This window comes from Yersinia entomophaga (assembly GCF_001656035.1).
In the GTDB taxonomy this organism is placed as follows: Bacteria; Pseudomonadota; Gammaproteobacteria; order Enterobacterales; family Enterobacteriaceae; genus Yersinia; species Yersinia entomophaga.
Genome location: NZ_CP010029.1, coordinates 1,021,622 through 1,035,671 on the forward strand (window position 1 = coordinate 1,021,622; position 14,050 = coordinate 1,035,671).

The following is a 14,050-nucleotide window of genomic DNA, read 5'->3' on the forward strand; positions in this document are numbered from 1 at the left end:
TTTATCGCTTAGACCACGATTTAACGGATAAAAATTCATCTTTGATGATGTTAATGGCATTTTAAGCCAGCCCTTTAGTATAAAAGTGTAGGGCTGGCTGAGGTCAGAATGCAAGGAATCAGTGTGTAACCAGTGCGCCTGGGTCAATTTGCGGCACGGCTATCAGGCCCGATTGAATCATTAATTCGGTCATAGGAACTAATGCAAACTCAACGCATAGAAGACCAACCAACGTCATGACAATGGTATAGGGCAGTGCCATATACACCATTCTTCCGTAGGATAAACGAATAAGCGGAGCCAGCGCGGAAGTCAGCAGGAATAAGAATGCGGCCTGTCCGTTAGGCGTAGCAACGGAAGGTAAATTGGTGCCGGTATTAATGGCCACCGCCAGTAGTTCGAACTGCTGTAGGGAAATAACACCCTGTTCGAAGGCGCTACGAGCCTCGTTAATATAAACGGTGCCGACAAAAACATTATCAGATACGGAAGAGAGCAAACCGTTAAACAGATAAAACAGCGACAGTTGCGCCGATGGCGACGACTGTAGGACAAACTGGATAATCGGCGTAAACAGATGCTGTTCAATGATTACCGCCACCACGGCAAAAAATACCGTCAATAACGCGGTAAAAGGCAAGGCTTCCTGAAATGCTTTGCCCAGTGCATGTTCGTTGGTAACGCCGCACAACGACGTGGCCAGAATAATAACGGACAATCCAATCAGACCCACTTCAGCCAAATGTAATGCCAACGCTACAACCAACCAAACGCCAATTAACGCCTGAATGATTAATTTCATTTTTTCCTGACGCGTGCGTTTGGCGGAGGTTTGCTGATCGTATTCTTTCAAAATCTGGCGCACACGATCCGGCAATTCTGCACCGTAGCCGAACAGTTTAAAACGCTCAACCAGCAGACAGACCAATAAACCGCAAACAAATACAGGCAAAGTGACCGGAAGCATGCGAATAAAGAAATCGAAGAAATGCCAGCCAGCGCTTTTGGCAATGATCAGATTTTGTGGTTCGCCAACCATCGTCATTACGCCACCCAGCGCAGTACCGACACCGGCATGCATCATCAGGCTGCGTAAAAAGGCGCGGAACTGCTCCAGTGTCTTACGGTTTTCCTGCGAATCTATCCAGCTGTCATCGTTGACGTCCTTATCGCTATGATTGGAGGCAACGTGGTGATAAATAGTATAAAAACCGACGGATACGCTGATAACCACGGCGATAACCGTTAGTGCATCGAGAAATGCAGAGAGGAAGGCGGAGGCCAGACAGAAAGCCAAAGACAGAATGATTTTCGACCGAATATTCAGCAGCAGCTTGGTAAAGACAAATAACAGCAGCTGTTTCATAAAATAGATACCGGCCACCATAAAGATTAATAGCAGCAGCACTTCGAGATTATTAGCAATTTCCTCCGCAACCTGATGCGGACTGGTCATCCCAATAATAATTGCTTGAATCGCCAATAAACCGCCAGGCTGCAACGGGTAGCATTTTAACGCCATCGCTAAGGTAAAAATAAACTCAACGACCAGCATCCATCCCGCGACAAAGGGACTGACGAAGAAAAAGACGAGAGGGTTTATTATCAGAAAACCGATAATGGCTATTTTGTACCAGTCTGGTGAGTTGCCCAGAAAGTTCTTGATTAGAGCCTGTCGATTGGTCATATCCATTGTGTGTCATTATCCCCTTAATTTTTCTATGGTTCAGTTAATAATCAAGCTTACGGCGTGCTTTGAGCAAGCGATTTAAAGAGTGTAAAAATATGACTAGTAGCGTGAAGTTGGCGCGATTTTTGCCATTTTATGACCGCTTTCACCAATTGTTCTGCTGCGACGCTATATCATACACGGCGCGTCTGGTATGATAAGCTCTATTAAATTGCTGAAAAATATCGCTACGGAACGTCACACACATGGTTATAAAGGCGCAAAGTCCTGCCGGTTTCGCGGAAGAGTACATTATTGAAAGTATTTGGAATAATCGCTTCCCTCCAGGATCTATTTTGCCCGCGGAGCGTGAACTTTCAGAACTCATCGGGGTAACCAGAACGACCTTGCGGGAAGTATTGCAACGTCTTGCTCGCGATGGCTGGCTCACCATTCAGCATGGTAAGCCTACAAAAGTAAACAATTTTTGGGAGACGTCGGGCCTTAATATTCTTGAAACACTGGCTCGCCTGGACCACGATAGCGTCCCTCAATTGATAGATAATTTACTCGCTGTTCGAACCAATATCGCTTCGATTTTTGTGCGGACTGCGTTCCGCCAACATCCCGATCAAGCATTGGATATACTGGCGAAAGCGTCAGAGGTAGAAGATCACGCAGAAGCTTTCACTGCTTTGGACTACGGCATTTTCCGCGGTCTGGCATTTGCTTCCGGTAATCCGATTTACGGGCTAATCCTGAACGGACTAAAAGGTCTTTATACTCGCGTTGGTCGTTATTATTTCTCTAACCCGGAAGCCCGTAAGCTAGCGCTGAACTTTTATAGCCAGTTAGCTAGCCTGTGCGAAAATAAATCATACGACCAGGTTATGGAATGTTTGCGTAACTACGGGAAAGAAAGCGGGGCGATCTGGCACAGTATGCAAGGCACAATGCCGAGCGATCTGGCTGAAGCGCGCCGCTAGAACGGCAAATGACAATGAAAAAGGGCCATTAGGCCCTTTTTACTATCTGATAAACGGTATTCTCGATAAAACCGCATCAGACGAAGGCAAAGGTTACAATTTGCTTTCACGTGGTGGCGTGCTTTCCAGCAGTTCGGTGCTGCCATCCTCATTCAACTGTTCAATGTGTACGTCAAATCCCCAGAGGCGATGGATATGTTTCATCACTTCTCGACGACTTTTATCCAGCGGAGCTCGATCCTGCGGAATATAGCGTAAGGTCAGTGAGCGGTCGCCGCGCAAATTGACATTCCAAACCTGAATATTTGGTTCATGGTTACTCAGATTGTATTGAGCAGACAGCTCATTGCGAATAGCCCGATAACCCTCTTCATTATGAATCGCCGAGATTTCCAGATAATTATTTTTATCGTCATCCAGTACGGTAAATAAACGAAAATCGCGCATGACTTTGGGCGACAAAAACTGGCTAATAAAACTTTCGTCTTTAAAATCACGCATGGCGAAATGTAACGTATCTAACCAATCAGAACCGGCAATACCCGGGAACCAGTAGCGATCTTCTTCCGTTGGCGACATACAGATGCGCTTGATGTCCTGAAACATGGCAAAACCCAGCGCATAAGGGTTTATCCCACTGTAATAAGGGCTGTTATAGGCGGGTTGGTACACCACGTTGGTATGACTGTGCAGGAATTCCATCATAAACCGATCGCTGACCCGACCTTCGTCATACAGGTGGTTTAAAATAGTGTAATGCCAGAAAGTGGCCCAACCTTCATTCATCACCTGAGTCTGTTTTTGCGGATAAAAATATTGGCTGATTTTGCGTACGATGCGCAGGATTTCCCGCTGCCAGGACTCCAGTAATGGGGCATTTTTCTCCATAAAATAGAGAATATTTTCCTGGGGTTCACTTGGATAGCGTAGCGCTTCAGCCTGGGTTTCTTCTCGAGCAATGCGCGGCAGGGTTTTCCATAGGGAGTTGACCTGGCTTTGCAGATATTCCTCCCGACTTTTCTGCCGAGCTTTTTCTTCCTGTAGCGAAATTTTTTGCGGGCGTTTATAACGGTCAACGCCGTAGTTCATCAGCGCATGGCAGGAATCGAGCAGTCGTTCCACTTCTTCTACACCGTAGCGTTCTTCACATTCACTGATGTAATGGCGGGCAAACAGCAGGTAATCGACAATGGAGCTGGCGTCAGTCCAGGTTCGGAAAAGATAGTTATTTTTAAAGAAGGAATTATGCCCATAGCACGCGTGAGCCATGACCAGTGCCTGCATCGTAATGGTGTTTTCTTCCATCAGATAGGCGATGCAAGGGTTGGAGTTAATCACTATTTCATAGGCCAGACCCTGCTGGCCTTGTTTATATTTCTGTTCCGTTTCGATAAATTTTTTGCCAAACGACCAATGGGTATAATTTATTGGCATACCAATACTTGAATAAGCATCCATCATTTGCTCAGAGGTGATCACCTCGATTTGATGCGGATAGGTATCCAATCGATAATGTTTGGCGACCCGATCGATCTGATCGAGGTAAACCTGTAGTAATTCGAAAGTCCAGTCTGGTCCGTCAGTCAGACGCTTATCTTGCGCGCCCGTTTTTTCAGTTGAAGTTGTCATCAGCGCACCCTCACGGTTTTAACATCTGGCCAAATACCTGTCCCTTGCATAATCCTAGCTCAATCTGAACAAACTGAAGCACGGCAAGACCTTATGTCAATATAGTTTATTTTTGCCGCGCTGGGAGCATCATCTTATTCTTCTATTTGGCAATATTTTATTCTGCATTAATGGCAATTTATAAGAATTAAATATCGTCAAAGTCATCTTGGTCAAGTTGTGGATTATTTGGACTATAAACAGCTAACTTAATGAATTTATTGAGATATATACCTGTTTATGATGTTCAAACCGAATCTTATCGCCAATAATGTAAATCACTTGAAAAACAATAAGATTAAAATATAAAATAACTGTGAGCAGAATCACAACCCACGATCAAATTGTTGGCTAGTTTTTTACACTAAGTTAATTTTCTGTCAGCAGAATATTATGCTTTATGTATTATCGGCGGAGTTAAGGTATGCGTATTATCATTTTGGGAAGTGGAGTGGTGGGGGTGGCCAGCGCCTGGTACCTGGCAAAAGCAGGCAATGAGGTAACGGTCATTGACCGCCAATCTGGCCCGGCTCAGGAAACCAGCGCAGGTAACGCGGGGCAAATTTCCCCCGGCTATGCCGCGCCTTGGGCAGCTCCGGGCGTACCGTTGAAAGCCATTAAATGGATGTTCCAACGCCATGCTCCGCTGGCCATCCGATTAGATGGCAGCAGCTTCCAGTTACGCTGGATGTGGCAGATGCTGAAAAATTGTAGTACTTCCCATTATATGACCAATAAAAGCCGCATGGTTCGGCTGGCCGAATACAGTCGGGATTGCCTGAAAGATCTGCGCGAAGATACCGGAATCCAATACGAAGGCCGTCAGGGTGGAACCTTGCAATTGTTCCGGACTCAGCAACAGTTTGATAATGCTGCAAAAGATATGGCGGTATTGGAGGATGCGGGCGTACCTTATCAATTATTAACCGCTGATAAATTAGCGACCATAGAGCCAGCCTTGTCCAAAGTGTCTCATAAACTGACCGGCGGATTACGTTTACCTAACGACGAAACCGGCGATTGCCGTTTATTTACCGAGCAATTGGCGAAAATGGCTGAAGCCGCCGGAGTGAAATTTATTTTTAACCGCTCGGTAGATAAATTGCTGGTGGACGGTAATCAAATCGCTGGTGTACTTTGCGGCAATGACGTGATCAAGGGAGATGCTTATGTCGTGGCATTTGGCTCTTATTCCACGTCATTACTACAGGGTTTAGTGTCTATTCCGGTATATCCGCTAAAGGGTTACTCGCTGACTATTCCAATTACCGATCCGGATTCTGCGCCATTTTCTACCGTGTTGGATGAAACTTATAAGATTGCAATTACCCGATTTGACGATCGTATTCGCGTCGGTGGTATGGCGGAGATTGTGGGTTTTAATACCCAATTGGAACAGGCCCGTCGGGAAACGCTGGAAATGGTGGTGCAGGATTTGTATCCGGATGGGGGCAAAGTTGAACACGCCACATTCTGGACCGGGTTGCGTCCAATGACGCCTGACGGTACGCCGGTGGTAGGGCGGACGACGCTGAAAAATCTCTATCTGAATACCGGCCACGGCACTCTGGGCTGGACAATGGCCTGCGGCTCAGGGCAACTACTGGCCGATATCATTTCTGGCCGTCAGACCGCCATTGACGCCGATGATTTAGCGGTTGCTCGTTATAGTCCGGGATTCCATTCCGCGAATCATGGCAGTCTGTACGCGGCGCGTTCGATTCGCTAATTTTCAAATATTGCACAACAAGCGGCTGGGTAATATCGGCCTCTTGATGTGCGCGTTATTTCATAGAATAAATAATCCGGTAACAATTAAAAGCCCGACAAACCCGGTAAAGTAAAAAGGAACGCGCATGCCTCGCCCGATATCTGCCACGCTGCATTTGTCTGCCTTTGATAATAATCTTAATGTCATCAGAAATTGTGCTCCTCAGTCAAAAGTATGGTCAGTGGTTAAAGCCAATGCTTACGGTCACGGCCTGAGCAGAGTGTGGGAAAGTTTATCCGCTACCGATGGGTTTGCATTATTGGATCTCAATGAAGCAGTCTTACTGCGTGAGAAGGGTTGGAAAGGGCCAATTCTATTGCTGGAAGGGTTCTTTCAACCGCAGGATTTGACGTTGTTGGATCATTATCGTCTGACGACGACGATACACAGTGATTGGCAATTAGACGCTATTCAACGAGCGCGGTTAAGTGCACCACTTAATGTTTATCTTAAACTGAACAGCGGAATGAACCGCTTAGGTTTTCCGGTTCGTCAGGCTGAGACGGTCTGGCAATGGGCGAAAAGCATTGCCAATATCGATCAAATTACGTTAATGAGTCATTTTGCTAATGCGGATAATCCTACCGGCGTGGCGCAGCAGTTTAATGACATCAGCGATGCCAGTGCCAATATTCCTGCTCCGCGCAGTTTTGCCAATTCCGCCGCGACGCTTTGGCACAGTCAAACTCATCGAGATTGGGTACGGCCGGGTATTATTTTATACGGGGCGTCCCCGAGTGGTAGGACGGCAGATATTGCGGACACCGGTTTGCAACCGACAATGAGTTTGTGTAGTGAAATCATCGCCGTTCAGGATTTGAGCAAGGGCCATGGCGTGGGCTATGGCAGCCGCTATCAGGCCAGCGATGCTCAGCGTATTGGCGTCGTGGCTTGCGGCTATGCCGACGGCTATCCGCGTCATGCGCCAACGGGTACTCCGGCATGGGTTGAGGGCGTTATGACTCGAACCTTGGGCACTATATCAATGGATATGATGATGGTGGATTTAACCCTTTGTCCACAGGCCGTAACAGGTAGCAAGGTTGAATTGTGGGGGAAAAATCTGCCGATTGACGACGTTGCCGCCGCTGCGGGAACCGTGGGCTACGAATTGATGTGCGCTTTGGCTCCCAGAGTGCCGGTGAAAATCGAGAGTTAAGCTTGAAAATTCCGATATTCCGAAACCTATCCTGAAGGCGTATCTTTATCCAGATATGCCTTCTTTATTTTGATCTCATTTCATTAATTTGTTGATATGGCGACATGTGAATAGTGGTTATAAAACCCATTTATATCGTTATTCTCCCTTCGGTTTTTATTATTGCCACCTCATCTGATTTATTTATAGTGGTTGAACTGCTGATCATCCGCATGATTTTATATTCTGAGAATAAATGAAATCGAATAGGAGAGTATTATGTCAGTTGCCAGAATAGATTCACTCCAGTTGAGAATGAATCAGACAAGAATACTCATCCTGTCATTAATATCTATCTCTCAGCTCATGCTTTGTCTGTATTCAATATTATCACTGCGGTAGCATCGGGGTTTGATTGTTTATTTTCAATACTAGGGAAAACTATTGTTGATCAATATTATCGACGATCTTTCTATCGGCTAACCGAGACAGTTTTAGCGAGGAAATATGATGCGCCAACTCGTGGGTCTGATTACCTCTGATTTATCCCGTATGGCGCACAGCCGCGCATGGGAAACGCTGGAGCGTAACATGGCAGCCGATGATTTTCGGCTGGATAGCAAGGTGAAAAATACCAAAGAAACCTCCGGTGAGTTGATGATTATCAGAACGGGTGCCGAAGCCATTGTATTTCCCTCTGGCGTTAATGTATTAATTGAAAATGCAGATTATCTATTTTATTGCTTGCTCCATCCGATAACTCAGCTATGGATGAAAAACAGGCGGCCTGACGGTTACGATCTCAATGTTCTGTATAATAATAGCCAATCCCGCTATATCATTTATATGCAGATGACCGAAGCCATGTTGTATTACGTACGCCGGGGGTATCGGGTCTTGGTTATCTATCATTGCGATCCAAAGGCCACCGATCCAGCAGTCCAGTGCGCTATTTCACTGGCGCGACGGGAGCGGCATCGAGTTACGTTGCGGACTATCGGTGGTGTAATAGAGCCAAACCAGGAAGAACAGCAATATCGGGCGGGTCTCATATCCGCGTCAGATAACCGCGGGTTTATCTATGCGCTATTCACTCGTAAGAAAGTCATGATGGCTGTTATCCATTACCTATTAAATAGGTCTCAGCCAAACTGCGACAGAATAATCTCAGTCTTGGCGGATTATTGCATCGACTGGAATCGCTTTATTCCAGATATCGATCATCAGATTGATACTTATTTATATCCGTGGAATGGCGTTTATTGCAGTGAAGCGCCCCGAACTCTATTTTGCCTGCTGGCTTCGGTTGGTACGAATAAAGGTTGTCTATTAGAGATTAACGGGCACCGAGTTCGTCATTTACGTTATCGCTTCGGGACGTTGAGTTGGGCTGCGGGAGCAGAAAATCCTCATCATGGCTATTTGCATTTTGACTGGCAGGCACAGGGGCGGAGGATAGTAGGATACTGTTGGAGAACGGGACAACGCAGCCTAGAGGGTCAACGTATTGTCGCTTTTTCTGCCACTCTGGAGGGACAGGAAAAAGTCGAAGCAATTTTATCCTGCGAAGGACATTGTCGCGAAATCATTCGAAAATTTTCAAGTGGAGAAAATGAGCCTAGATTTGATTTGCCTGACTGGGCGCAGGAATTTGTGCAACCAATGATACAACCGCGTCCCCAAGGTGGGGAAAGGGTGTTTTGTCATTATTGGCGGAAAGCAGCCTTGGCAAGGCTGGCACTGAGGTTATTACAAAGTAAGTGCTAACGTAGGATAAACATTAGGGCAGAGTAAAATAACGGCTGATTTAGCGGGTTATCAATGATCCTCTAAGATTAATTATCCATACCATTTATTACCCGACGAGTTCACGTCATCCAACTCATTCCGCGAAAGCGGATCGACAGAGCGATCCGCAATCATTATCAGGCAATTTTCTTGATGATGGTCGGCATCCGCTTGCTGGCACTGCGGGCAATCCACGCCAATAAACAGCCGGTTAACATCACCAACGCCAGCGAAAGCTTAGGCTGAATGGGTAATGACATAGCGATCAGACCCAAGGCGGCACCGCCGGCCATTTGCACAAAACCGACCAGAGCAGAGGCCACACCGGCTTCATTGGCGTAAGGTTCCAAGGCATAGCTGGTCGCCGGGCCCATCATAAAGGCCAGACCGGCGCAGGCACTGGCGACCGGCAACATGTAAGTCGGCCAGCTATTCTGCATTTCTGCACTTAATTGTGTTAAGCCAAATAATAAGCCTACACACCCCAAAGCCATGAGCAGACTACCGGTCATCAGACAGGCTGGACGGCCCACTTTTTGAATGATCCTATTGGCAAAGAAACTCACAAACATAATCCAGAACCCGTTGGCGCCGAAAGCCAGTGAGAACTGGAGCGGTGTGAGATTAGCCTCGCCCATCAATACGTTAGGAGCCAGAGACACATAAGTCAGCGCCATTCCCATCGCACCCGCGTTCACCAGCGCAAAGACCAGAAAACGATCGTCACGCAAAATACGCAAATAGTTTTTGAACGGTAAGCCTTTAACCGACTGGGTTCCCGCTGGGCGGGTCTCTGGTAGGAAAAATACCACCAATATCAGTACCAGAACGGCGTATAGCACCAAGAACCAGAAGGGGGCGCGCCAGCCGAAGGCTTCGGCTAACAGGCCGCCTAACAAAGGCGCCAGCGCAGGGACGATATTCAAGGTGCCATTTAAAAAACCAAAGGCTCGGGCGGCCTCGTTACCATTTAAACGATCGCGCACGCCGCTAAATGCCACCACGGCGGTGCAACATACGGCGGTTCCCTGTAGCAGGCGCGAGGCGACAAACATCGTTGGCGTAGTCGCTAGCGCTGCCATTGCGGCACCCAGCATATACAGCAGAATTCCGATGATGGCGATAGGTTTGCGGCCATATTTATCCACCAATGGACCTGCGATCAGTTGCCCGACGCCCAAAACCAGAATAAACAGCGCTATGGTGGATTGAATTAGTGATTCGCTGCTATTCAGGCCTTTGGCAATAGCGGGAATAGTGGGCAGGTAAAGGTCGATACCCAGTGGGCCTAATAGAATCAGGCTGAGTAATAAAAACAGAAATTTTTGCATAGCAGAGATAAAACGTCCAGGTGACAGAAGCGGCAAGAAACAGGAATTTGGCTGAGAAAGGGGGCTACGTTTCGGCAACGGCGTCACTTGTCTCAGAAAAACTCAACCTGGTTAGATTACTACAATCAATGAAATATAACCTGCAAATAGTTTTAATTGCACGGTAATTCTGGGGAAGCGGTGCGGGGAAGGATTACCGCACCGGATTGATAACTCTCCTTTTATCTACAAACCCCGAGATTAGCTGATCCAATTAATAACACTTGGCGGGGTTACGATAGCTTAACCGAGGATATCACCACAGGTTATTTTTTGTACTCACTTATGATTCGTAGCATGTCACGGTCGGGGAGCAACTTGGGGTCTGGATATTGCCGCCAGGCGTGCGTACCGCCAAAGGAGCATCGCGGGCGCGAGTGGTTAAATTGCGATTGCGGCAGCAGGTGCCATTTGCCGTCTATTTTAACTCTCGGCTGCTTGCCAGGAATGTCATAGGCGGGGCGTGTATCGCAGTTTGCGTGTAGCGTATCGTCGACGGGCGCTTGCATGGCCATATGGCTGATGCGATAGCATTTTTCCTGATTAATCGCGACGCCTCGACGTTCCACTTCGGCGGTTAAGCGTAATACGGATTTACCGTCGTTATTATAAGTACCCAGCGCGGAGCATAATGCATCTGAATCAAATTCAGCGATCTGTTTGTCGGTCAAATGAGGAAGGGGAAGTGAGCAACCCGAAATGAATAAAAAAGCCAGCGGTAATACAACTCTCATGAAAAATCCTGTTCCATAAGTCACTACAAAAAATAGTGGTAAATAATTTCAATACTAATTAATAGTCCATTTAGAATTAACCGTATTGAAAAGTGAGGGGCTAGTGTAAGTGATAATAAGCAGATTTATTATATTAATTGCCAATTTAGATAAATAAAGGATAAACAGAGGAAATTAATTTATGGTAGTGGAGTGAGTTAACCCGCGTTAGGCTGATGAGTAACCCCATCAGCTTGACGCGTGAGCAATGACCCATTGTTCCATGGCGGAAGCATCCAGCGGTTCGGAAAACAGATATCCCTGCCCGATGAGATAACCCTGACGGCTGAGCAAGTTGCGTTGCGCTTCGGTTTCCACGCCTTCTACCACGACGGAGAGTTGCAGGCTTTCACCAATGCGGATTACCGCTTCGCTAAGCGTTCTGCTGGTTTCATCGTGCTCCAGATCGTTTACGAAACTCTTATCCAGCTTGATTTCATCTAATTCCAGTCGACGTAGATAGCTCAGGCTGGAATAGCCGGTGCCAAAGTCATCCATTGATAACCTGACGCCCTGCTTATGGATCTTATGAAGGGTGGCAAAAATACTGGGATTATTATCAATCAGAATATCTTCGGTAATTTCCAAAGTTAAATCCTGCGGTGGCAGATGGTAGCGTTGCAGAATGTGGGCGATGATATCCGGCAGCCCTAAATTATGGAAATTGGTTGGTGATAAATTAACGGAAATAGACGGTACATCAAGGCCACGCAGGCGCCATTCCGCCAACTGACGACAGGCTTCATTAATAGTCCACAGCGCGAGTTCATTAATTAACCCGCATTCTTCGGCCAATGGAATAAAACGCTGCGGCGGGATCTCCCCAAGCGTTGGATGATGCCATCGGCTTAAGGCTTCTACGCCGTAAAGTTGACTATCGTGAAGTCTGACCTGTGGCTGATAATAGAGCTGCAGGGTATTGAGATGAACCGCTTGACGCAGCGCGCCTTCCAGCGCCTGACGCTGTAAATTTAGCTGGTTCATTTCTCTGCTGAAGAACTGGAACTGTCCACGGCCCATCTCTTTAGCCTTGTGCTTGGCAGCATCTGCATTGTGCAGCAGCGTATTGATTTCTTTGCCATTATCTGGATACAGGCTAATACCTATTCCGGCAGAAGGAATAATGGTCACCCCGGCAATCTGGCAGGGCTGTGACAGGCAACCCAGCAGTTTCTCGACTCGTAGCGTGGTTTTATCAACGTCAAAAGAGGTTAGAATCAGGACGAACTCGTCCCCCGATAAACGGCCAATAATATCGTGTTTGGCCATATCCCCGCGTAATCGTTGGGCAATGGTACACAGCAATTCATCTCCCGCAGCCTGACCCAATGAATCGTTTACCTGCTTAAAGCGGTCGATATCAATCACTAATACGACCAGCGATTGCCCTTGCGCTTCAGCTTGACTAATTGCCTGATGAGCATGGTTGAGGAACTGGGCGCGATTAGGCAGGCCGGTCAGTGAGTCATACAGCGCCAGTTGCTGGATTTTCATCCGTGACTGTTTTCTTTCCAGCGCCAGCGCGCACAGGTTAGTGGACAGTTTGACTAACTTATGGTGGAAGGCGTTAGGGCCGCGTTTTTCGCGAAAGTAGAAGGCAAAAGTTCCCAGCACTTCTCCCTGGCTGGATAAAATAGGGCTAGACCAACAGGCTAATAATCCGAGTGGCAGCAAAATATGACGGAGGCGACGACACAAAGGGTCGTTGGCGATATCGTCCACTAATACCGGTTCTTTGCGATAGGCTGCAGTACCACAAGAGCCGCTGTGCGGGCCGATGGGCACCCGTTGCAGTGCGTCGGTGTAGTGTGGTGACAAACTGGGAGCCGCCAAATGCTGTAAGGTATTATCATCCCGCGCCTGAAGAATACTCACCACGACTTCCGGCGCAATGCGTTCAATCTCGAGACAAAACATATTCAGCACTTCATCCAGCGGGCGCTCTAACACTAAGGATTCCAATACCTTATATTGTAGTACTTCATATATTTTGGTCGGGGTAATATCCGTCAGTACGCCAATGGTATAACTGGCTTTCCCCTGTTCGTCATAGACCGAATTTATGGTTGCCGAGCACCAATGAGGCTGGCCGTCCTGACTATAAAACAGTTCTTCCGGCTGCAACGTTTGGTGAAGGTCGTCGGACGAAGCCGATATCGATGAGGAAGGCGGTTTATTTTGTAATAGGGCAGCAATCGGTTGCCCCAGTGCCTGCTGTGCGCTGTAACCGAATAGTTTGGTAAAACCCTGATTAATATACAAGGTTAGCTGACCGTCATCGCTGCCACCGGCAATAAACATTGCGCTATCGCTGCGGTCGGTCAGTTCGGTCAGCAGCTGTACCCATTCATGGGTTGAGGATTCCAGCGCCACCTGCTGAGTGATATTTTTGGCGATTTTGACCATTTTGGCGGTTTTACCGTCGCGACCCGGAACCGGCTGATAAATCGCGGCGAGCCATACCGGGGAGCCGTCTTTATGTCGCCGCTCAAAGCGACCTTCCAGAGACTGGCCAGCGCGCAGGCTTTTACGCAGGGCGTGATACTCTTTGCTCCCGATAAAATCGGGCTTACAGAACATTTTATGGGACTGTCCGATGACTTCGTCACGCTGATAACCAAAGTAATCAAGGTAGTTCTGGTTAACATTGACTACCACGCCGTTAAGATCGAATTCGATAATAGCCAGAGAAAGATTTAATGCTTGCAACAGCGCCTCATGTTCACTGTACGCAGACAGATCTTTTTCAGTGGGGAAAGGGTCATTTAAATGGCTCATGAGGATTCCTGTAGCAATAGAAGCGCCTAGGCCGTTGTATCATTAAACTAAAATCATCGGATATGTAAATCAAATATCACTATCTATATAGAAACAGAATAGGATAACT

9 protein-coding genes are annotated in these 14,050 nt (G+C 47.2%); 4 read left to right on the top strand and 5 right to left on the bottom strand.

The window, feature by feature from the left end:
* Positions 1-118: 118 nt before the first annotated feature.
* Positions 119-1,693, bottom strand: coding sequence for a sodium/proton antiporter NhaB (gene nhaB / locus PL78_RS04635; protein ID WP_064513528.1), 1,575 nt, complete (start codon positions 1,691-1,693; stop codon positions 119-121).
* Between the two features lie 242 nt (positions 1,694-1,935).
* On the opposite strand from nhaB, the gene fadR reads away from it, so the two are divergent.
* Positions 1,936-2,655 (top strand): fatty acid metabolism transcriptional regulator FadR, encoded by a 720-nt coding sequence (fadR, locus tag PL78_RS04640; protein WP_064513530.1) that lies wholly within the window; start codon positions 1,936-1,938, stop codon positions 2,653-2,655.
* Positions 2,656-2,748: 93 nt separating this feature from the next.
* Here fadR and PL78_RS04645 read toward each other — a convergent pair whose 3' ends face one another.
* A complete protein-coding gene (locus PL78_RS04645) occupies positions 2,749-4,284 on the bottom strand; it encodes a SpoVR family protein (RefSeq protein ID WP_064513532.1) in 1,536 nt (511 codons plus the stop codon).
* 463 nt (positions 4,285-4,747) lie between these two features.
* Here PL78_RS04645 and PL78_RS04650 point away from each other — a divergent pair, with 463 nt between their 5' ends.
* The 3 genes from PL78_RS04650 to PL78_RS04660 all read left to right on the top strand — a co-directional run bounded on the left by PL78_RS04650 (position 4,748) and on the right by PL78_RS04660 (position 8,999).
* Positions 4,748-6,052 (top strand): D-amino acid dehydrogenase, encoded by a 1,305-nt coding sequence (locus PL78_RS04650; protein WP_064513533.1) that lies wholly within the window; start codon positions 4,748-4,750, stop codon positions 6,050-6,052.
* Positions 6,053-6,179: 127 nt separating this feature from the next.
* Positions 6,180-7,253: a catabolic alanine racemase DadX gene (gene dadX, locus PL78_RS04655; RefSeq protein WP_064513535.1), complete on the top strand. Its 1,074-nt coding sequence runs from the start codon at positions 6,180-6,182 to the stop codon at positions 7,251-7,253.
* Positions 7,254-7,739: 486 nt separating this feature from the next.
* Entirely contained in the window at positions 7,740-8,999 is a 1,260-nt protein-coding gene (locus tag PL78_RS04660) for an SAM-dependent methyltransferase (RefSeq protein ID WP_128821860.1), read from the top strand.
* A gap of 158 nt (positions 9,000-9,157) precedes the next feature.
* Here the strand turns inward: PL78_RS04660 and PL78_RS04665 are convergent, their stop codons facing one another.
* From PL78_RS04665 to PL78_RS04675, 3 genes are all read right to left on the bottom strand, one after another.
* On the bottom strand, positions 9,158-10,351 hold the full coding sequence (locus PL78_RS04665) for a multidrug effflux MFS transporter (protein WP_064513539.1): 1,194 nt from the start codon (positions 10,349-10,351) through the stop codon (positions 9,158-9,160).
* A 305-nt stretch (positions 10,352-10,656) separates the two neighbouring features.
* Entirely contained in the window at positions 10,657-11,124 is a 468-nt protein-coding gene (locus PL78_RS04670; RefSeq protein ID WP_064513541.1) for a hypothetical protein, read from the bottom strand.
* Positions 11,125-11,352: 228 nt separating this feature from the next.
* Positions 11,353-13,941: a sensor domain-containing protein gene (locus PL78_RS04675; RefSeq protein WP_064513543.1), complete on the bottom strand. Its 2,589-nt coding sequence runs from the start codon at positions 13,939-13,941 to the stop codon at positions 11,353-11,355.
* Positions 13,942-14,050: the final 109 nt, after the last annotated feature.